Consider the following 20,447-nt stretch of genomic DNA (forward strand, 5'->3'; position numbering starts at 1 on the left):
TGTGCTGTCTAGCTTAATTGATGGTTTTGTAGAAATGTTGCTTTGATTTGCCTTGTGTATTAATTAAAGCGAAATTAGATATTTTCAATGAATGCCTATTTTGAAAATACAATCTCTATGTCTTTTATTTCTAACGAGTGTTCTTTCCCCACTTAAAGCCATTAATTAAGCGCCACGACCAAATTCAAAAACGTAATTTAGGAAAAAACCATGAGTCAAAATGGTAAGTTTAATATTACTCGGCGTGATGCTTTAAAGGGTGGTTCTGCACTTGGCGCTTTGGCGTTAGCAGGAAACGCGCTTTCTCTCCCGTTTGCAACTAAAGCGGTTGCCAAAGAAACACCAGCAAAACCAAACGAAAAAATTGTCTGGTCGGCATGTACCGTAAACTGTGGTTCTCGTTGCCCGCTTCGTATGCACGTGGTCGACGGTGAAATCAAATGGGTAGAAACCGATAACACGGGTGATGATGTTTACAACCATAATCACCAAGTTCGCGCTTGTTTGCGTGGTCGCTCTATGCGTCGCCGTGTTTACTCGCCAGACCGTTTGAAATACCCACTTCTTCGCGTTGGTAAGCGTGGTGAAGGTAAGTTCAAACGCATCACTTGGGATGAAGCCTTTGACCTCATTGGTGATAACCTAAAACGCATTATTAAAGACCACGGTAACGATGCGGTGTACCTAAACTACGGTACAGGTACGCTTGGTGGCACAGTAACTAAGAGTTGGGATCCGAGCGCGACATTGGTTGCTCGTATGATGAACCTTTGTGGAGGTTACCTAAATCACTACGGTGACTACTCTGCAGCAAACATCGAATGTATGTCGGAGTACTTCTACGGTTCGTTCGTTGATAACAACTCGATTGACGATGTTCAAAATGCAGATCTATGTCTGATGTTTGGTAACAACCCAGCAGAAACCCGTATGTCGGGTGGTGGTCAGGTTCACAACTACGTGGATGCGAAAAACATCAGTCACACTCGCACGATTTGCATCGACCCTCGTTACACCGATACTGCAGCTGGCCGTGAAGACCAGTGGATTCCTATCAAGCATGGTACTGATGCAGCTTTAATTGCAGCCATTGCTCACGTATTGATTACGGAAGACAAAGTCGATCAAGACTTCCTTGATCGTTACTGTGTGGGTTACGACCGTAAAACGCTTCCTGCATCAGCGCCAGAAAACGGCAGCTACAAAGATTACATTATGGGTACTGGCCCAGATGGTATCGAGAAAACCCCAGAGTGGGCACAGCCTATCACGGGCATTCCAGCGGATGTGATTTTGAAACTTGCACGTGAAGTTGGCGATGCTAAACGAATTTACATTACCCAAGGTTGGGGCTTACAACGCTCAGCAAATGGTGAGCAAGCGTGTAAAGCGGTAATGATGTTGTCATTGTTACGCGGTCAAGTTGGCTTACAAGGTGGTGGTACTGGTGCTCGTGAGGGTAACCACTCATACCCATTCCAACGCTTCCCGAAAGTACCAAACCCGATCAGTGCTTCTATCCCAATGTTCCTTTGGACAGACGCGATTTACCGCGGTACGGAAATGACAGATTTGACCGACGGCATTAAAGGCGTTCAGAAGCTACAAAATAACATCAAGTTTATCTGGAACTACGCGGGTAACTGTCTGATTAACCAACACTCAGACATCAACCGCACACACGAAATTCTTCAAGATGAAAAAGCGTGTGAAATGATTGTGGTGATCGACAACCACATGACGTCTTCTGCGAAGTATGCCGATATCGTATTACCAGACTGTACAACGTCAGAGCAATCGGATTTCTGTATGGATGGTGCAGCTGCATCAATGCCTTACTTCATCTTTGCAAGCCAAGCGATTAAACCTCGTTTCGAATGCAAACCTATCTACGACATCATGTCTGGTGTGGCGAAGCGCATGGGCGTGTTTGATGAGTTTACTGAAGGTCGCACTCAAGAAGAGTGGCTGCAATGGATGTACGTTCAGACCGTTAAACAAAACAACGATCCAAACCTGCCTTCTTACGATGAGATGAGAAAGCAGGGTATCTATAAGAAGCAATTCGACCGTCCACACGTGGCGTATGAAGACTTCCGCCGTGACCCAGAAGCGAACCCATTACCATCACCATCGGGCAAGATTGAAATCTACTCAGAGACGTTAGCGAAGATCAACGAAGAATGGGAATTGGACGAAGATGAATCAATCAAGCCATTACCAGAATACGTTTCGACGTTTAATGGCTGGGATTCTCCTGATCGTAAAGAGTACCCACTTCAGTTAACGGGTTTCCACTACAAAGCTCGTGCGCACTCTACGTACGGCAACGTCGACATCCTAAAAGCAGCCGCACCACAGGAACTTTGGATCAACCCAATTGATGCAGCGTCACGCAACATCGATAACGGTGACTTGGTTAGCGTGCGTAGCAAGTTCGGTGAAATGAACGTTCGCGTAAAAGTAACCCCACGCATCATGCCACACATCGTTGGTTTGGGTGAGGGCGCATGGTACTCACCAAATGGTAAAGGTGTTGACCAAGCGGGTTCAATCAACGTACTGACGACACAACGTCCAAGCCCGTTGGCAAAATCAAACCCGAGCCATACCAACCTCGTTGAAGTGACGCTAATTAAGAAAATGGGGGCTAAATAATGAGCACAGCGAAGCAGTATGGCTTTTACATTGATTCAAGCAAATGTACTGGCTGCAAAACATGTCAGCTCTCTTGTAAAGACAACAAAGACCTGGGTATTGACCGCAACTTTCGTCGTGTTTACGAATACGTAGGCGGCAACTGGACGGAAGAAAACGGCGCGTTCCGTCAAAACGTGTTCGCGTACTACCTATCGATCTCTTGTAACCACTGTACTAACCCAGCGTGTACCAAGGTTTGTCCATCAGGTGCAATGCACAAGCGTGAAGAAGACGGCTTTGTTGTTGTCGATGAAAGCGTGTGTATCGGCTGTAAATCTTGTCACATGGCATGCCCATACGGCGCACCTCAATACAGCGAAGAAAAAGGTCACATGACTAAGTGTGATGGCTGTTACGAACGTGTCGCAGAAGGCTTAATGCCAGTGTGTGTTGATAGCTGTCCATTGCGTGCGATTGAGTTTGGTCCAATTGATGAGCTACGCGCGAAATACGGTTCAAACGCGGATGTGGCACCACTGCCAGATTCTCGCATTACGAGCCCGAACCTGATCGTGAAGCTAAATCCAAATGGTCGTCCAACCAATGACCGCACTGGTTTCCTACAGAATCCAAGAGAGGTGAAATAATGTTATACGAAGCACCATTAGTTGCCTTTACGGTTCTTGCTCAAACAGCGGTTGGCGCGCACTTAACGGTTAACGCGTTCGAGAAATTCGGTAAGCCACCACGCGTGACAGAACCTCGTATGAACATCGCTCGTTTTGCTATTTTGGTTGTGATGGGGTTGGGTTTCTTGTTCTCAACCACTCACTTGGGTAGCCCACTTCGTGCCTTCAACGCATTAAACCGTGTTGGTAGTGCGGCGCTATCTAACGAGATCTTAACGGGTGCAAGCTTTCTGTCTCTAGCGGGTTTGTACTGGTTGTTAACGATTCTAAAAATCGGCAGCGAAGGCATGCGTAAAATCGTGAACTGGTTGTCTATCGCGGTCGGCGTGATTTTCATGTTCGCGATGGCAAATGTTTACCAAATCGAAACGGTTCCAGCATGGTACTCACCAATGACAACGGTTGCGTTTTGGTTCACGGTCGTGACTTCGGGTCTGATGTTCGGCTACACGCTGATCAACGTATTGGACGTGACGGCTGAGAAAACCAATCGTCGCCTAATGTGGGCTGGTGTAAGTCTGATTGCGCTGAACTTAGCATTCTCAGTAATGCAGACGATTTACTTCGCAGGTATCTCAACGGCGATTCACAGTGGCTTGGATCAAATCACCATGCTGTCTGGCTATGTTGCCGGTCACGTGTTGTTGCTTGTGGTTGCTGCTGCTCTTTGGGTATTCGCTGAGTTGTTTACCGCAGAAGGTCGTCAGAAGAACTTGCTAGTTATCGTGGCATTCGTTGCCTTGTTCGTTGCAGAGATTCTAGGTCGCAATGTGTTCTACGGCATGCACTTTACATCTGGTTTGTACTAATAACCGTTATTTGTGCTGATAACCATTAATGGAGTGGGGCGAGTGTTCGTCCCATCTCTTTTCCGTTTTACTTAATCGAAGAATAAAAACACCAGTCATCAAAGGTACTTCATGCAAATTTCTCAACTTGAACCACAAGATACCAGCATCGTTCTTAAGCTGTTTGGTGCACTGTTTTACTACCAACCAAAAGATTACCCAGCGGCAAATCTCGATACGTTGTTGAGCAATACTGATACGCCAATCGAAGCGCTTAATGACATGCTGCGCAGCTTTCAAAGCGAGAGTGAAGAGGCATTGCAAATGGAGCACGATCGTATGTTTGCCGGTATTGGTGAGATGCCAGCGCCACCTTGGGGTTCGGCTTATCTAGATAAAGAAGCAGTGTTGTTTGGCGAATCAACCATTGAATATCGTTACTTCTTGCAGCGTTGTGGTTTTGCTTTGGAATCTGACCAACGTGAGCCAGAAGACCAGATCGGCTTGATGCTGATGGTGTTAGGCATGTTGATTGAAACTGATCAACAAAAACTGGCGGCTGAAATGTTGCGCGAGCACTTGATGACGTGGTTTGGTTTTTTCAACAAGCGCTTCAAAAAAGCGGTGACTCTTGCGCCTTACTCAAAACTGTCGAACCTTACTGAAGAACTACTTCAATCTTTGAGTGAGCAATACCAAGTCGTTGTGTCAGTAAAGAGAGATTACTCGGATGCGCCAGTCTGAATCGGTTGATCTAAGCAAGCGACGTCTGTTTTCGTTCCGTCGCGCGCCAGTGGAACAAGCTCAAGAGCCTCGTGTTCAAGCGAGACCGCCGTATGCGGTGGAAGAGTCTATGTTCACTCGGCTTTGTGATGGATGTGGTAAGTGCGCTTCTGCATGTCCAAGCCAAATCATTGAAATGGTTGATGGCGTTGCCGCGTTAGACATCAGTTACTCGGCATGTGATTTATGCGGTGCGTGCAAGTCGGCATGCCCTACATTGGCACTTTCTAACCAAACAGAGTCTACAGGCTTGATAGCAACTATCTCGAACAGCTGCGAAAACTTATACGGTTATTGCGGTAGTTGCGAGGACAGTTGCCCTTATGATGCTTTGCAATGGCAAGATGATGTCAAACCTAAAATTGACGCTGCCAAATGCAAAGGTTGCGGACAATGCGCGCAAAGCTGCTACAACAGCATGATCAGCTTTGACTTAAAACGATAAAAAAGGGATTGGCGCGTACCAATCCCTTTTTGTTTGTATTCAATTCTATTTAATCTTACGCCAAGGTTGCCAATTGGCTTTGCGCGTCTGAAATGCCTTTCGCTGCTGCGTCATCACCCATGTTTAGCGCTTCTGCGTAAACAAACTCCACATCCGTGATACCAACAAAGCCCAATACTGTGCGTAGGTATGGTGTCATGCTGTCGGTTGGTGAGTCTTTATGAAGACCGCCACGTGTGGTGACTACAATTGCTTTCTTCCCTTCAATCAGACCTTGAACGCCGTTTTCTGTGTATTTGAATGTCACGCCTGCACGAGCAATCAAATCAATCCAGTTTTTAAGCTGAGTTGGAATCGTAAAGTTGTACATTGGTGCTGCGATAACCAAAGTATCTGCTGCTTTGATTTCTTCAATTAAGGTATCAGATAGGTCAACCACCGTTTGTTGCTCTTGTGAAAGATCTTCTGTTGCACGTAGTGCTGTCGCAACTGAAAAGTCTAACACTGGCAGTGGATTTGCAGCTAAGTCACGAACAGTTAGCTTATCTTGGTCTACATTTTTGATGAAGTCTTCAACCAGTTTGTTTGATTGAGAGTAATCGCCAAGGATGCTTGATTTAAGAGCTAGTACACGAGACATATGGATTTCCTTTAATAAGTGCTTTCGGCTATGTGGTGCATTATAGGTAATGCTCAGCGACTCAAAACCCGATGGATTTTCTTAAGTTGTTCGAAAAAATTGAATGATTACTGGATGCTGCTTTCCGTTATCTTGTTCTAGCCCATATGTGCTACAATCCGCGCAGTTTTATGTAATGAAAAGAATAGGAAACGCTTTGACTTCGTCACAGCCCCCAAAAAAGAATCCCGCTGAAGAGCAAGCGACACCGTCAAATGGTGCGCAAAATGCCAAAGCGAAGCAGGCTAATGCATCTCAAGTACAAGCTTCTCAGAATGCTACGCCTCAGGCTCAAGTAAATAACGCGGCGTCACTACGCAAGGCACTTAACCAGTGCATGATGCGTGACCGCTTCCGCTTGAGTAAACGAATCTCTGGTGCAAGCAAAATCAAAAAAGACGCAGCGCGTAACGCTGTGTTTGATGAAATCGCATTAGACATCGCCAAATCCATGATGGTTGTGGAGCAACGCAGTAGCTACAAACCAACGATTGAATACCCTGAAATCCTGCCAGTCAGCCAAAAACGCGACGACATTGCGAAAGCGATCGAAGAAAACCAAGTGGTAATCGTTGCGGGTGAAACAGGTTCAGGTAAAACCACTCAGCTACCAAAAATCTGTGCTGAGCTTGGTCGCGGTAAATTCGGTCTGATTGGTCATACTCAGCCTCGTCGTCTTGCGGCGCGTTCGGTTGCGAACCGTATCGCCGAAGAGATGGAAACCAAGCTTGGTGAGTTTGTTGGTTACAAGGTTCGATTTAACGATCAGATCTCTGAAAATACCCAAATCAAATTGATGACGGACGGTATCTTGCTGGCTGAAATTCAGCATGACCGTTTCTTGAATCAATATGACACCATCATTATCGATGAAGCGCACGAGCGCAGTCTTAACATCGATTTCATCTTGGGTTACTTGAAAGAGTTGCTGCCACGTCGTCCTGATCTGAAAGTGATCATCACGTCGGCAACCATCGACCCTGAGCGTTTTTCAAAACACTTCAACAATGCACCAATCATTGAGGTGTCAGGTCGTACTTACCCAGTAGAGACGCGTTACCGTCCACTAAGTGGTGATGACGATAATGATCGTGACCAACTTGAAGGTATCTTCGAAGCGGTAGACGAACTGTGCGATGAAGGCTTAGGTGACATCCTGATCTTCATGAACGGTGAGCGTGAAATCCGTGATACCGCTGACGCACTGTCTAAACGTAATCTGAAGAGCACGGAAATTGTGCCGCTTTACGCGCGTTTGTCGGCGGGTGAACAGAACAAGATTTTCCAACCTCATGCTGGTCGCCGCATTGTACTGGCAACCAACGTAGCGGAAACGTCGTTGACGGTTCCGGGCATCAAGTACGTTATCGACCCAGGTACGGCGCGTATTAGCCGATACAGTTACCGTACTAAGGTTCAGCGCCTTCCAATCGAGCCAGTTTCTCAGGCGAGTGCGAACCAGCGTAAAGGTCGTTGTGGTCGTGTGGAAGAGGGTATCTGTATCCGTCTGTACTCAGAGGAAGATTTTGAGTCACGCCCGGAGTTTACTGATCCTGAGATCCTGCGTACCAACCTAGCGTCGGTTATCTTGCAGATGACGGCACTTGGTTTGGGCGATATTCAAGCCTTCCCATTTGTGGAAGCGCCAGACAAACGTAACATCCAAGACGGTGTTCGTTTGCTGGAAGAGCTTGGTGCGATTAACGCAGAAGCAAAACCGTCCGATTCTCAAGGTAACAAGAAACGCCTGACCAGTATTGGCCGTCAACTTGCCCGCCTTCCAATCGATCCACGTTTAGCGCGTATGGTATTGGAAGCTCCAAAACAAGGCGCGCTGAAAGAAGTCATGGTTATCGCAGCGGCATTGTCGATTCAAGACCCGCGCGAGCGTCCAAGTGACAAGCAGCAATCATCAGATGACAAACACAAACGCTTCTTCCATGAAGAATCAGACTTCTTGACGTTGGTGAACTTGTGGGACTACATCCAGAAGCAGCAAAAAGCGCTGACGGGCAACCAATTCCGCAAACAGTGTAAGCAAGATTACTTGAACTACTTGCGCGTTCGTGAGTGGCAAGATGTGTACTTCCAAATTCACCAGTCGATGCGTGAAATGGAATTCAAACTGAATGATGAGCCTGCGTCTTACCATGGCGTACACAGCTCAATCCTTGTCGGTTTGTTATCGCACATCGGTATGAAAGACCAAGAGAAGAATGAGTACCAAGGCGCGCGTAACGCTCGTTTCCATATCTTCCCTGCATCAGGTCTATTCAAGAAACAGCCCAAGTGGATCATGTCTGCTGAATTGGTGGAAACCTCTAAACTTTGGGGGCGCATCATCGCTAAGATTCAGCCTGAGTGGATTGAACCGTTAGCGAAGCACCTAATTAAGCGCAGCTACAGCGAGCCGCATTGGTCGAAGAAACGCGCAGCAGTCTTGGCACACGAAAAAGTGATGCTTTACGGGGTACCGATTGTTCCTAACCGTTTGGTGAACTACGGAAGTATCGATCCAACGGTGAGCCGTGAGATCTTTATCCGTAGCGCATTGGTAGAAGGCGAATGGGATACCAAACACGCGTTCTTTAAGCAAAACCGCAAACTTCTGCAAGAGGTGGAAGAGCTTGAGCATAAATCTCGTCGCCGCGATATTTTGGTGGACGATGATGAGTTGTTTGATTTCTATGACCAACGTGTGGGTACGGAAGTCGTTTCTGGTAAGCACTTCGATACATGGTGGAAGAAGGCATCGAAAGACAACAAAGAGCTGCTGAACTTCGAGAAAGAGATGCTGTTCAAAGGCGATGCTAGCCACGTAACCGATTTGGATTACCCGAACTTCTGGCACCAAAACAACCTAAAACTTAAGCTGAGCTACCAGTTTGAACCGGGCGAAGACAGCGATGGTGTGACGGTACACTTACCGCTGCCGATCCTTAACCAAGTTGAGCCTGCGGGCTTTGACTGGCAGATCCCTGGTCTGCGCCATGAGCTTGTGGTGAGCTTGATTAAATCGCTGCCGAAGACGATTCGTAAAAACTTTGTTCCTGCACCAAACTATGCTGATGCTTTCTTAGCTCGCTCGACGCCAATGGAAGCACCTTTATTAGATTCGCTTGAAAAAGAGCTTCGTCGAATGACTGGTGTGGAAGTTCTGCGCGAAGATTGGAATATGGAGCAAATTCCTGAGCACTTGAAGGTGACTTTCCGCGCGGTTGACCATAGAAATCGCAAGTTGAAGGAAAATAGCGACCTTCATGCGTTGAAAGAAAGCCTGAAAGACAAAGTTCAAGAAACGCTGTCTAAAGTCGCCGATGATGACATTGAGCAGCAAGGCTTACATACTTGGAGCTTTGGTGAACTGCCTAAGGTATATCAACAAAAACGCGGTGGTTACGACGTTAAAGCGTACCCGGCGATTGTGGATTCCAAAGACAGTGTAGAAATCAAACTGTACGAGACGGAATACGAACAGGTGACGGCTATGCAAGCGGGTCAGCGTCGTCTGATCTTGTTAAACGTGCCGTCGCCAATCAAATATCTGCACTCCAACTTACCGAACAAATCGAAGTTGGGTCTGTACTTTAACCCTTACGGTAAAGTGCTGGATCTGATTGATGACTGTATCGCGTGTGGTGTCGATAAGCTTATCGAAGAGCAGGGCGGTTTGGTTTGGGAGCCTGAGAAGTTTGATGCGCTGAAAGAACACGTTCGTGCAGAGCTGGGTGACACAGTTGTGGATATTGCACAACAAGTCGAAACCATTCTGACGACGGCTTTCAATATCAACAAAAAGTTGAAAGGCAAAGTGGATTTCACCATGGCATTTGCGTTATCTGATATTAAAGCGCAAGTGGAAGGTTTGATTTTCAAAGGCTTCGCAACAGAGTGTGGTTGGAAGCGTCTTCCGGACATTCTGCGTTACATGCGTGCGATTGAACGTCGTATGGAGAAGCTACCGATCGATCCAAACAAAGACCGTTTACACATGTTGAGAATCGAGTCAGTGGCGAGTGATTACAAAGAACTACTTAATAAGATTCCGAAAGGCATGGTGATTCCAGAAAACGTGAAAGAAGTGCGTTGGATGATCGAAGAGCTTCGAGTAAGCCTTTTTGCTCAACAATTAGGCACTCCGTATCCGGTTTCTGATAAACGAGTCAAAAATGCGATTGATGCTTGCTAAACGCTAAGTACAATAGCGGCAGTTTTTCTTGTGAGGTTCATCGACTTATCAATGGTTTGTCCAGTTTAGGTCGCTGTTGGTATAGTATTTGCTAAGAATTGTTCACAAGTTATTTTAAGTCACAAGGGAGGCAATGATTCGCCTCCCTTGTGTTTGCAGTACCAACCTCTGCGACGGTGCAGGAGTGGGTAATTATAAAGAGTAAAGGTTGATGATGAAGAAAACTCTATTGGCAGTGGCACTTCTAAGTGCTTCTTCTGCAGCAATGGCAGATTCATGGATTTATGGTGGTGCTTCTGTAGGTCAGTCTGACTTCAAAGGCGAGACTGACACTTCATACTCTGTACACGTAGGTACAGGTATTCTGCCTATCATCGGTATCGAAGCGGGTGTTACTCAGCACGGTGAATTCAAGATCGCAGGTCACGAAACTAAGCTGACTTCTTACTACGCAGCGCTTAAGCCAAGCATCGACTTCGGTCCACTGCACGTTTACGCGAAAGGTGGTATCCACCAGTGGGATAAGAAAGTGTCTGGCGGTAAAGACGATGATGATGTGGATCTAATGTACGGTGTAGGCGCTGAATACTTCATTTTCGGTCCAATGTCTGTTGGCGCAAGCTACATGAACTACACAGCAGGTAAAGACGACATCGGTACGTTCTCTCTAAACGCGACGTTGCACTTCCTATAATCGTCGAACATTTCGAAGATTTATTTGATAAACACCGGCAACGCGCCGGTGTTTTTTTGTCTGTAAATCACACAAATCAATATTGAGCATAAATTATTCATTTCTCGGTCTTAAAACCATCAAACTTTCGCATATAGTATTTAGCTAGCTACATAAGGAACGCGATGCAGTTCGCGTGATGTTCCGTTCAGGAATCGAACAGGAAAGGTATAACTATGAAAACAAAACTCTCGTTATTGGCTTTGGCGCTATGCTCAACATCAGCACTTGCTGACTCTTGGCTATATGCTGGTGGTCAAATTGGTCAATCAGACATAGACAGTGAAAACGACACGACCTACGGCATTCATGTAGGGACGGGGATCTTGCCACTGATCGGCATTGAAGTAGGTTATTTTAATCACGGCCAAGTTGACTTGAATTTAGGCGGTAATCGAGGCGATGTGGACTTCTCGTCATTTTATCTAGCAGCTAAACCAAGTATCGATTTTGGTCCTCTGCACGTTTACGCGAAGGGTGGTATCAACGCATTTAACGTCGAATACAATGGTAACCTTAGCAACTTGGACAAAGACGATGGTGTCTCTTACATGTATGGTGTTGGCGCGGAATACTTCTTGTTAGACAACATTTCTGTCGGTGCCAGTTATCAAGCCTTTGGGGTGGATATTGATGGAGACAGTGATACAGTAAGCAGCATCACGGGTAACTTGACGTTCCACTTCTTATAGAAAGAAATTGAGCAATCAATAGATAATAAAAGAAGCGCGCCGTTCTTTTGGATAAAGTGACGGCGCGCTTTTTCATTAATCCTGAATTGGATTCGGTCTACATTGAATATTCGTGAGAGGGACAAATTTATCGTCCTTCTCGTAGTAAACCCCGCAATCTTCTCCGCGTAACTGTAGGGTATATTGATCGGGCAACTCAGTTTCTGCTCCGTTTAATGGCATGTTGTGCTTTTCCATTAATTGCCCCGACACGATCAATAAGTGTGAGTTCGTCTCAAAGGTATTCGATGCGATCTTCGTCGGTGCTTGTGTTCCTTGAATCGTGTTAATTGCACTTTGGATTTCGCTCACGGTATCTGCGGAGGTTTTAATACTTAACGCATTAACTGCATCACTGTTGCTTGATGTTGAACACCCCATCAGTACAAGGCTAAGTCCAGCTCCAGTGAGTAAGGTCATTGTTTTAGTTAATTTTGACATGAATCGCCTCTTGTCGAAGTGGGTCAATTTCTTGAGTCAGTGGAGTGCCACCTAGTCTCGGCATTGCTTGATATGAGCGAGCCATTGCAGGTGCTGGAGGACAAGTTCCCCCCGTTGTCATGTAGTTTAGCGCTGCAGACAGCATACCTTCGGATGGATCACCCAATGGTTTGGTTAAGTCATCTGCCACTACACAACCTTCCACTTTGTCATCTATACCAATGTTAGACGATACAATGTTTTTTGCCGCCGTAGGAGTAAACCCATCGGCAAAATCACCAAAGCCTTTGTCATTCGAAGATTTAAATTGAATGGTGTAATACACGTTACCGCAGTTCTGCTGTGGAGAGAACCCGTAAGGTTTACCCGTCGTCGTCGTGCCAATTTGAATGACGTTAACGTCGATCCCGCGTAGGCCGTTGATCAGAAGTTCACTTGAAGACGCGGTGTTATCTGTTGTCAAGACATAAACAGTTGTGGCATTAAGTGTCGGTAGAGGGTTGTTCGTGAGCGTTCCTGTTGCCCAGTTGATTTCTTTATCGACGAAATTGTAAACATTGTCTCGTACTTGACCGGAGTTCATGACCTTGTCGTTATAGATTAACTCGCCAAACGTCGCGTTTGGATGAGAACCCGCCAGCATGTAACCGACTTGCGCTGATTGCCAAATCAAGCCTCCGCCGTTGTAGCGCAAGTCCATGACGATTTCGTCCACATTTTGGGCTGAAAGCTGGTTGAATGCATTGATAAGCGGTTGCTGTGCCGTGACTTCAAATGCGTTGTATTGCATGTAGCCGACTTTTGTTCCGTTGTTGTCGATAACTTTGACATTACGGACAGGGCTTGTTGCTACATCAGAAGAGGTGAGTGTAATGATCTTCATACCGCCATTAACCGCTTCAAAGGTAAACGTGTAATTACGTCCTAACTCTGGGTTGAACAATGCTTGGTTAATGAGATCCACTTCTGCTTGGGAAGAGGTATTAACGACATCCACGCTGTTAATTTTTAATAGCTTGTCTCCACGCTCAACACCATTGAGTGATGCTGGTGAACCATCCTCTGTGTAAGAAACAAGCACCTCTCGAGGCGCGTAACTATTAACGAATTTCCAGTTGAAACCGAAACCGGCAACAAGGCCAGCTTGTTGAGATTTCATCACCTCGTCGTATGAACGTGTGAAATGAAAACGATCTTTCTTTTGGCCGCTTGCTGTGGTCGATGATGTGACGAGTGAATCAAAGTAGTTGACGACAGACGGATAATTGTTTGGATTATTGTCTGGGATTTCGTCATACCAAAGGTAGGTATCGTTACTAAATGCTCGAAGGAACATCTTTTCATACAGGTTTGAGCCTGCTTTATCTGGGTAATTTTTTCCGGTATACGGATCGGTGCCCGTTCTTGCTACGCTGCATTTATTGGCTAAGTTGGCTGCTGTCTGCGAGAAATCACCTGCAGACCAAGAAAGACCATTGATCGTCGCGGAACTTGTGCTGTCACCTCCGCCGCCACCGCAACCTAGCAGTGCAATAGGGAGGGCGGTTAATAACGCTGCTTGTTTATACTTCAACATAACGTGTCCTTACATCTGTGATATATACCCGAGTCAATCTCGCTGAGCCAAGCATCTTGAGGTTACTAGGGTATATGGTTCTATTTGTTTTTATTAATCCTTATATAAGCTACTTGAATGTATAAATTTTGAGTCTGATTGTGCAACAAATATGCAATCAAGTGTGATTGGCATCATATAAAACGTCAGATATAGGGGTGTGCTAAATTAGCTTTAACTAAAAAGCTGTTTTTAAATAATAGCTTACAGTACCTACATTACCCTTGAGCAGAAATAAACGAAGAATAAAACGGAGTAAGGAACACTTGGTATTCTTTGTTTCTGAATACCAAGTGGCGTGCTGAAGTTCAACAGTTAAGACATTCGATTGAGCTGTGTTTGGTATTTCTTTTTAAGTGCTTCATTACCTGCTGCGCCTTCAAGTTCAACCATTAAACGAAGCGAAGGTTTTTTGACCCCATACATTTGATTAAAGCGCATAAGACGAATGCGTGCATCTGTGTAGTTGCCGCTTTCTATTTCTAACTTTGCTAACTGGAGAATGGATTTTGGACGGTGAGGGTCATGATCAATAGCGCGCGTGAAATAGTATTTTGCTCTTTCTGTATTGTCGGATTTGAGTGCGCAAAAGCCAGCATTCTCATAACTAGCAGGGATTAGGAAGTAATAAGGCTGTTCAATGGCGCGGTTGAACATTTTATCCGCTTTCTCAAAACTTCCTTGCTTGCATAAGAATGTGCCGTAGTTATTAAGTACGTTACCGTTTTTGGAATGTTGTCGCAGAGAACGTTTGTACATCTCTTCTGCTTTTTTGTCTTCACCAACCGTTTCGTAATAATGAGCCATAGAAAGCTGAGCACGGTAGTAGCTTGGAGCGTGGGTGAGGGCTTGTTGGAAGTTATCATGTGCTCGGATCATGTTGCCACCGTCTAGGTATCCCAAACCAAGTGCGATACGAGACTCAGCCATGGCGACCGGGTCGGCTTTTACAACTGGACTATTACCATCTTCATTCACGGTCACACAACCGAGCAGGCCAAACTGAGTCGCCAGTATAAGAGCGCTGAGTTTTATGATCTTCATTTGTCTTTCCCACATCCCTAATTCTTTCAGCATGATATGAATTACAGTGCAAAAGCCTAATGAGGAAAAAACACAATGCGATCAGGTTTGCAAACTCGTATGAAAAAGCCGCCAGTTGGCGGCTTGGTTCACAATCTCTACGAGTGAATTAATCGTCTTTGGTAAAGGCGGCTTCGCTGAAATGGTCCAGGTCGTAAGGCGTTTGTTGATAAACGCAGTAGTTTAGCCAGTTTGAGAAAAGCAGGTGACCATGGCTACGCCAACTTGCGACAGGGCCGTTATCCGGATTGTTGTTCGGGTAATAATTAACAGGAATAGCGGGCTCCATGCCTTCACCTAAATCACGAATGTACTCATTATGTAACGTATGAGAGTCGTATTCAGGATGGCCGGTGACAAAGACGTTACGTTTGTCTTTGGTTGTTGCAAGGTAAACACCCGCAACATCAGACGTGGCGAGAATATCGAGATCGGTATGTTCTTCTAAGAACTCTCGTGAGAAATCAGCATAACGAGAATGTGGCGCCAAGAAAGTATCGTCAAAACCACGCAGAACTGGGTGGTAAGGGTTGTGAATTTTATGATGATAAACCCCAGATAATTTTTCTTTGCGGGTTTTTTTGGGTAAATCGTAAAGCAGTTTTAAACCTGCTTGTGCTGCCCAACACACATACAGTGTGGAGGTCACGTGGTCTTTTGCCCATTCCATGATGGTTTTTAAGTGGTCCCAATAAATGACATCTTCAAATTGGACCAAACCGAGTGGCGCCCCAGTAATGATCATGCCATCGAAATTTTTACCTTTTACCATTTCAAATTGACGGTAGAAGGTATCAAGATGCTCAGTTGGTGTGTTCTTACTTGGACGATTATCGATACGCAGTAGCTCGACATTTACTTGCAGAGGGCTGTTTGAAAGTAGGCGAAGAAACTGAGTTTCGGTCTCAATTTTTTTTGGCATTAAATTGAGGATAAGCACTCGCAATGGACGGATTTCCTGACTTGCCGCTCGACTCTCGCTCATCACAAAGATGTTCTCTGTCCTTAATACATCGCTAGCGGGTAACTGATCTGGAATTCTAATTGGCACGGCTTTCTCTCCCTAAGCTTCACTTTTTAGACGTCTATACATCTAAAGCTAACGCAATTGCTTACGGATGTCGATACGAAATGTGACTTTGCACAAGATTTCTTTTGCCCAATAAAACAAAATGCCCAGTGGTTAACTGGGCGTAATAGCTAAGCAAGTTGGTCATTACCTTCAATTAGATAATGATTACTGACCGAGCCTTCGGTACGAGCTTTAAGATGCGGAACATAATCTGGGTCATTCATAAAATTGAGCGCAGCCTGCCGAGATGGCCATTCGATAATGATTCGAAGGGCTGGTGAGTCTCCCGTTCCTTCCAACCGTTCATGAACATTAGTACGTGCAATGTAGTTGCCACCGTGTTTCTCAACTAAATCGTTTGAAACGCTTACATAAGCGGGTACCCAGTCTTGGCTGGTAGGGGTTACATCTAGTACAGAATAATAGGTCACGGTTTGCTCCTTATTTGTGCTCTGACCAATGAATTTTAGTGTAATGAGATAAAGCGATTGTGATAAGCAAGAAGGATTGCAAAACACTTTTTAGATTCTATTGATAATGGGAATCGGATGACGATAACGCTTAACGAAAGCGTATTGAATATCCGATTAAGTGAACGACCAATTGTGATTGCGGCAAGGTTTCTGATTACATCTTACTGCAACGTGTCGGCTAGCATTTGTAGGTTATTATGATATCAAGTTAGTATGATTCTTGAGCTGTGATACTAATAAATACCTTAATCAGCTAACCGACGCGTGCTTTAAGTGCGTTGTTTGGGTCATCATCGTCAGTGGAGGACATCATGTTCGGTATGTTTAAAAAGAAAGAGACGATTCAGAGTATTGCGCATCAGGTACCAACTCTCTTGCTGAAAGAGTTTGGCGATAAGGAAGCTTACTCGCCAGAGGAAATTGACCAAGCGTTAAATCAACTCGGTCATGAAAAGCATGCGGATGCTACGAGGTATCAATACGCTTATGGCATGTTTGCGAACTTAGTCAGTTATGAACGACTGGGTTTAACGGAAGAGCTTGGTAATTATGGTCATTTTCAGCGAGAAGTCGGCAAGATGCTGCTCAACACGCCCGAGCCTATCGATATGCACATATACTTTGAACTTGCTCAGCAACCTGAGTTTAATACAAACCAAGTTGATGTCGGCAATGAAGCAAAGGTTGTCGAGAGCAGTGTGGGTGGTAGCCACTAGTGTCAGGGCCGAATTCTAACATCCATTTTCTTGCTGATTTCCCTGATGAAACTAGCATTATTGCTCAGTGGTATTTTGATGAATGGGCGTACACAGTTCCAGGTGTTACGCCTTCACAAGTTCAAGAAAAGGTTTTACTCAAAGCCAACAGTCGACGTGAATTTCCTTTGGCCTTTGTTCTTCATGATGAGTACAACAAGCTTGCTGCTGTGGCGGAGTTAAAAATTCGTGAAAATGTTCATTTTCCAGAGTATGAACATTGGTTAGGTGGCGTGTATGTGGAGTTCTCATCAAGAGGAAAAGGTTATGCAGCAGCGCTTGTCACTCACGCTCAAAATCATGTCTTTCAACTTGGTATCGCAAAGCTTTTCTTACAATGTGAAGCACATAACCAAGCCTTATATGTTAGGCATGGTTTTCGTCCTTTACACAAAGCGAATCATAACGGAGTAGAGACGACAATAATGGTTTGGGAATCTTCTGGGACCCTCCGCTAAGTGTCATCCGCCCACGCACCTCAATCACACTATTTCTTCATCGTTAAGATTGAAATCAATAAGCATTAGCGTGCATATATTGACATCGGTCAAAATTATGCCACTTTTTACGATCTATATATGCAATGTGTCTAATACTCATTTCTAGTTGATTAACCAATTTTTGGAACTAGGATCATGGAGGATGCATGAATAAGTGTCTAGCAGCGGGGTTGGTCGTGAGCCTGTTTGGGTGCAGTTTGTCTGAAGAGGTACATATCGAAGGTCGAACCTTGTATTTTAACGGTGAAATCACTGCAGAAAAAGTCGCTCAAGTGATTGATCTTGCCAATGTTCAGCCAAATGGTGTTGTTGCATTAATGATTGACAGTGACTCCGGTGAGTATCGTCCGGCCATGGAGCTTGGACGTTGGTTGTATAACAATCAGATACACCTTATCGTCAATGGTGTTTGTGCGTCGGCTTGTGCAAACTACGTTTTGACCGCTGCACCAAGTACACTTGTCATGAAGGGTTCCGAGATTTTGTGGTTTGGCGGAGCGATGAGCAATGAATGGTTGCAAGACGGGTTTGATAAGCAAGAACTTGAGCAGTGGCACGAATCGCTCAGTCTATGGCGTCAACAAGAAGACGCATTTTTTGCTTTGGTCGATGTTAACCCTAAAATCACAATGTATGGCCATATAAACAAGCGTGAAAAGTTGCAAAAAGCCGGCTGTGATACTGACGATGCTGCGTGGACGTACCATATCGATGATATGCAAAAGTTGGGGCTGAACAACATTGTTTACGCGGACCCAGAATCTTTACTTGTTGCTCGTAGTGGCTCTAGCTGTGTCATCAATTTAGAAGATAATGACTTTTAGGTTTGATTATTACGTCCACGTAAATGTGATTTGTATCACTTTTTATAGCTAATCAAAGGATTTTGATTATAATGCGCCGCTCAGAGACTCGATATGTCATCGAGTTCAGGTTTTATTGAGCGTTGATTGCCTTATGTTCAAAATGCTTGTTTCTATGCCTCCACTGGTTGCTTTGTCTATCGCTATCGTATGTGAGGTGATTGCTACTTCTTCAATCCCTAAAACTGAACAGTTCACCAAAATGATGCCGAGCACCATTGTCATTATTGGTTACGGGATTGCTTTCTTCCTACTGTCTGTAACAGTGAAAAGCATGCCTGTTGGTATCGTATATGCGATTTGGAGTGGAGCAGGTATTGTTTTGGTTGCTGCTGTAGGTTATTTCCTTTACGGGCAAAAACTCGACCTAGCGGCGATCGTTGGGATCAGCTTTATTCTCACCGGTGTGATGATTGTTAACTTACTTTCTAAAACTGCCGGGCATTAAACGGCAGAATGAAACAGCAAAAAGCCGCAACACGTTATGTGCTGCGGCTTTTTTGTTACTTGCTTCTGATTGATTGAGGCGGTTAATTCACATTAATTTGCCATTGCCTCAATGAGCTCTACTTGTCGACGGCGTTTACGATTTCGGTACATCACAGCAGCCAAGGCAGGTAAGCTGAATGCGATAAAGCCTAGGATAAGCGCGTAGGCTCCAGTCTTCTCACTGATGCCAGCAGGCACGTCGAAAGAAACAAAAATAGTTACCATGCAACTAATCAAACCTAAAGTGGCGACTAACATCATCCCTAATTTCCCACCAGGCACTCGGAATGGACGTTCAATGTCGGCGTGCTTACGACGAGAAACCAAAAAGCTGACGAAAATACAGATGTACATCACCATGTAAAGTTGTGTCATCAGAATATTCAGCAACCACATGCCTTGATTGACGTTTGGCACCAAGATGAACACCAGTGAAAGAACACTGACAATCGCACCTTGCAGCAGTAGCAGAGGAACGGGCGCTTGGTTTTTGTTTTCCTTAGATAACGCCATCGGCATGAAGTGATCTTTTGCCGCCACATGCAAACTTTTTGTCGGCGCGATGATCCAGTTGTTCAAGCTTGCTAGGCTACCGAAGACAATGGCGAGTGCGATAACTGGCAGCATGAAGGACAGGTTCAGGTCATCAAAGAAAGCCTTAAAGGCCAGAATGACACCTTCACTCAAGCTTGAATGATCACTCGATACAACGGAAGAGATAGACAGTGAGCATGCTGTTAAGGACACCAAGATGAGAGCAGTAGAGAAAATCAATGCTTTTGGATAGGTCTTTTGCGGATTGTCGACTTCACTGGCGTATGATGTGGTGATCTCCAAGCCGGTTAATGACAATACCACGGCAGTAAAGCCAGCCCCAATGCCATCTTGTGAAAAATCGGGTAACCAATCTGATGCGTGACGCAGTGAAATATGCGACTCACTAGGGTTTGTGTAGGCCCAATAGCCTCCAAGACCGATGATCAGAAGAATAGGGAAGATAAGTCCTAAAGTACCGAAAACATTGGTGATGATTGATGATAAACGTAACCCAAAGATGTTCACCAAGGTTAGTGCCCAGAAAATAACGTTAATCATCACCAGCATAAAAATGTTGTTTTGTGCTAGTTCAGGGAAGAATGGATATGCCCCTGTGGCGACAATGAACGAAATCAGTGGCGGGTAATAAACAATATTTTCCGCATATTGATACCACACGGTAGCAAACCCGAAGTTTGGCCCAATGGTCTCCTTACCCCATAAATATACGCCACCTTGCTGCGGATAAGTGGTGCTCAATTCTGCGCATACTAAAGCAGTCGGGACGAAAAAGCACAACCCAGCCAACAAGAAGAAAGAAATTGCGTGACTACCAAATAAGGCGGCACCCGGAATGTTCCTTATGCTGTCGACGGACGTAACCGTAATCATGATGACAGAAAAGACACTGAGTTTGACGGCGGATTTGGCGATATTGCTCAT

Annotated in this window: 19 protein-coding genes; 12 read left to right on the top strand and 7 right to left on the bottom strand. The window is 45.2% G+C overall.

Annotated features, from left to right (window positions below; translation table 11 throughout):
• Window positions 1-210 precede the first annotated feature (210 nt).
• The 5 genes from BCT11_RS07165 (at window position 211) to BCT11_RS07185 (ending at window position 5,345) form a co-directional block, all read left to right on the top strand.
• On the top strand, window positions 211-2,658 hold the full coding sequence (locus BCT11_RS07165) for a DmsA/YnfE/YnfF family dimethyl sulfoxide reductase (protein ID WP_102387760.1): 2,448 nt from the start codon (window positions 211-213) through the stop codon (window positions 2,656-2,658).
• Window positions 2,658-3,287 carry a DMSO/selenate family reductase complex B subunit gene (locus tag BCT11_RS07170; protein WP_005433785.1) on the top strand — a complete coding sequence of 210 codons (630 nt, stop codon included), beginning with the start codon at window positions 2,658-2,660 and terminating at the stop codon, window positions 3,285-3,287. Before BCT11_RS07165 ends, BCT11_RS07170 begins: the two co-directional genes overlap by 1 nt.
• Window positions 3,287-4,138, top strand: a complete 852-nt coding sequence (locus BCT11_RS07175; protein ID WP_012128140.1) for a DmsC/YnfH family molybdoenzyme membrane anchor subunit — start codon at window positions 3,287-3,289, stop codon at window positions 4,136-4,138. The genes BCT11_RS07170 and BCT11_RS07175 overlap by 1 nt, the downstream gene beginning before the upstream one ends.
• Window positions 4,139-4,249: 111 nt before the next feature.
• Window positions 4,250-4,861, top strand: a complete 612-nt coding sequence (locus BCT11_RS07180) for a molecular chaperone TorD family protein (protein WP_038878694.1) — start codon at window positions 4,250-4,252, stop codon at window positions 4,859-4,861.
• Entirely contained in the window at window positions 4,848-5,345 is a 498-nt protein-coding gene (locus tag BCT11_RS07185; protein ID WP_038878691.1) for a 4Fe-4S binding protein, read from the top strand. The genes BCT11_RS07180 and BCT11_RS07185 overlap by 14 nt, the downstream gene beginning before the upstream one ends.
• A gap of 55 nt (window positions 5,346-5,400) precedes the next feature.
• On the opposite strand, the gene BCT11_RS07190 is transcribed toward BCT11_RS07185, so the two are convergent.
• A complete protein-coding gene (locus BCT11_RS07190; protein WP_038878688.1) occupies window positions 5,401-5,985 on the bottom strand; it encodes an FMN-dependent NADH-azoreductase in 585 nt (194 codons plus the stop codon).
• Between the two features lie 196 nt (window positions 5,986-6,181).
• Between BCT11_RS07190 and hrpA the strand changes: the two genes are divergently transcribed.
• The 3 genes from hrpA to BCT11_RS07205 all read left to right on the top strand — a co-directional run bounded on the left by hrpA (window position 6,182) and on the right by BCT11_RS07205 (window position 11,638).
• Window positions 6,182-10,213, top strand: a complete 4,032-nt coding sequence (gene hrpA, locus BCT11_RS07195; protein ID WP_198593926.1) for an ATP-dependent RNA helicase HrpA — start codon at window positions 6,182-6,184, stop codon at window positions 10,211-10,213.
• Between the two features lie 214 nt (window positions 10,214-10,427).
• On the top strand, window positions 10,428-10,907 hold the full coding sequence (locus BCT11_RS07200) for an outer membrane beta-barrel protein (protein ID WP_038878755.1): 480 nt from the start codon (window positions 10,428-10,430) through the stop codon (window positions 10,905-10,907).
• 215 nt (window positions 10,908-11,122) lie between these two features.
• A complete protein-coding gene (locus BCT11_RS07205; RefSeq protein ID WP_038872315.1) occupies window positions 11,123-11,638 on the top strand; it encodes an outer membrane beta-barrel protein in 516 nt (171 codons plus the stop codon).
• 75 nt (window positions 11,639-11,713) lie between these two features.
• Here the strand turns inward: BCT11_RS07205 and BCT11_RS07210 are convergent, their stop codons facing one another.
• The 5 genes from BCT11_RS07210 to BCT11_RS07230 form a co-directional block, all read right to left on the bottom strand.
• Window positions 11,714-12,118, bottom strand: a complete 405-nt coding sequence (locus tag BCT11_RS07210; protein WP_045421356.1) for a hypothetical protein — start codon at window positions 12,116-12,118, stop codon at window positions 11,714-11,716.
• Window positions 12,102-13,694 carry a S41 family peptidase gene (locus tag BCT11_RS07215; protein ID WP_102387762.1) on the bottom strand — a complete coding sequence of 531 codons (1,593 nt, stop codon included), beginning with the start codon at window positions 13,692-13,694 and terminating at the stop codon, window positions 12,102-12,104. Before BCT11_RS07215 ends, BCT11_RS07210 begins: the two co-directional genes overlap by 17 nt.
• Window positions 13,695-14,048: 354 nt before the next feature.
• Window positions 14,049-14,777 (bottom strand): type IV pilus biogenesis/stability protein PilW, encoded by a 729-nt coding sequence (pilW, locus tag BCT11_RS07220; RefSeq protein WP_038872471.1) that lies wholly within the window; start codon window positions 14,775-14,777, stop codon window positions 14,049-14,051.
• Window positions 14,778-14,925: 148 nt separating this feature from the next.
• Complete coding sequence (gene metA / locus BCT11_RS07225; RefSeq protein ID WP_038872321.1) at window positions 14,926-15,867, bottom strand: homoserine O-succinyltransferase; 942 nt, start codon at window positions 15,865-15,867, stop codon at window positions 14,926-14,928.
• Window positions 15,868-16,016: 149 nt separating this feature from the next.
• Complete coding sequence (locus BCT11_RS07230) at window positions 16,017-16,319, bottom strand: DUF1330 domain-containing protein (protein ID WP_045405646.1); 303 nt, start codon at window positions 16,317-16,319, stop codon at window positions 16,017-16,019.
• 353 nt (window positions 16,320-16,672) lie between these two features.
• Between BCT11_RS07230 and BCT11_RS07235 the strand changes: the two genes are divergently transcribed.
• The 4 genes from BCT11_RS07235 (at window position 16,673) to BCT11_RS07250 (ending at window position 18,927) form a co-directional block, all read left to right on the top strand.
• Window positions 16,673-17,077 (top strand): hypothetical protein, encoded by a 405-nt coding sequence (locus BCT11_RS07235; RefSeq protein WP_038872327.1) that lies wholly within the window; start codon window positions 16,673-16,675, stop codon window positions 17,075-17,077.
• Complete coding sequence (locus BCT11_RS07240; protein WP_102387763.1) at window positions 17,077-17,574, top strand: GNAT family N-acetyltransferase; 498 nt, start codon at window positions 17,077-17,079, stop codon at window positions 17,572-17,574. Before BCT11_RS07235 ends, BCT11_RS07240 begins: the two co-directional genes overlap by 1 nt.
• Before the next feature lie 188 nt (window positions 17,575-17,762).
• Window positions 17,763-18,440 carry a hypothetical protein gene (locus tag BCT11_RS07245; RefSeq protein WP_038872333.1) on the top strand — a complete coding sequence of 226 codons (678 nt, stop codon included), beginning with the start codon at window positions 17,763-17,765 and terminating at the stop codon, window positions 18,438-18,440.
• 133 nt (window positions 18,441-18,573) lie between these two features.
• Window positions 18,574-18,927: an SMR family transporter gene (locus tag BCT11_RS07250; RefSeq protein WP_038872335.1), complete on the top strand. Its 354-nt coding sequence runs from the start codon at window positions 18,574-18,576 to the stop codon at window positions 18,925-18,927.
• Window positions 18,928-19,019: 92 nt separating this feature from the next.
• Here the strand turns inward: BCT11_RS07250 and BCT11_RS07255 are convergent, their stop codons facing one another.
• Complete coding sequence (locus tag BCT11_RS07255) at window positions 19,020-20,447, bottom strand: APC family permease (protein ID WP_061035713.1); 1,428 nt, start codon at window positions 20,445-20,447, stop codon at window positions 19,020-19,022.

This window comes from Vibrio sp. 10N.222.52.B12, assembly GCF_002875385.1.
Lineage (GTDB): Bacteria > Pseudomonadota > Gammaproteobacteria > Enterobacterales > Vibrionaceae > Vibrio > Vibrio jasicida.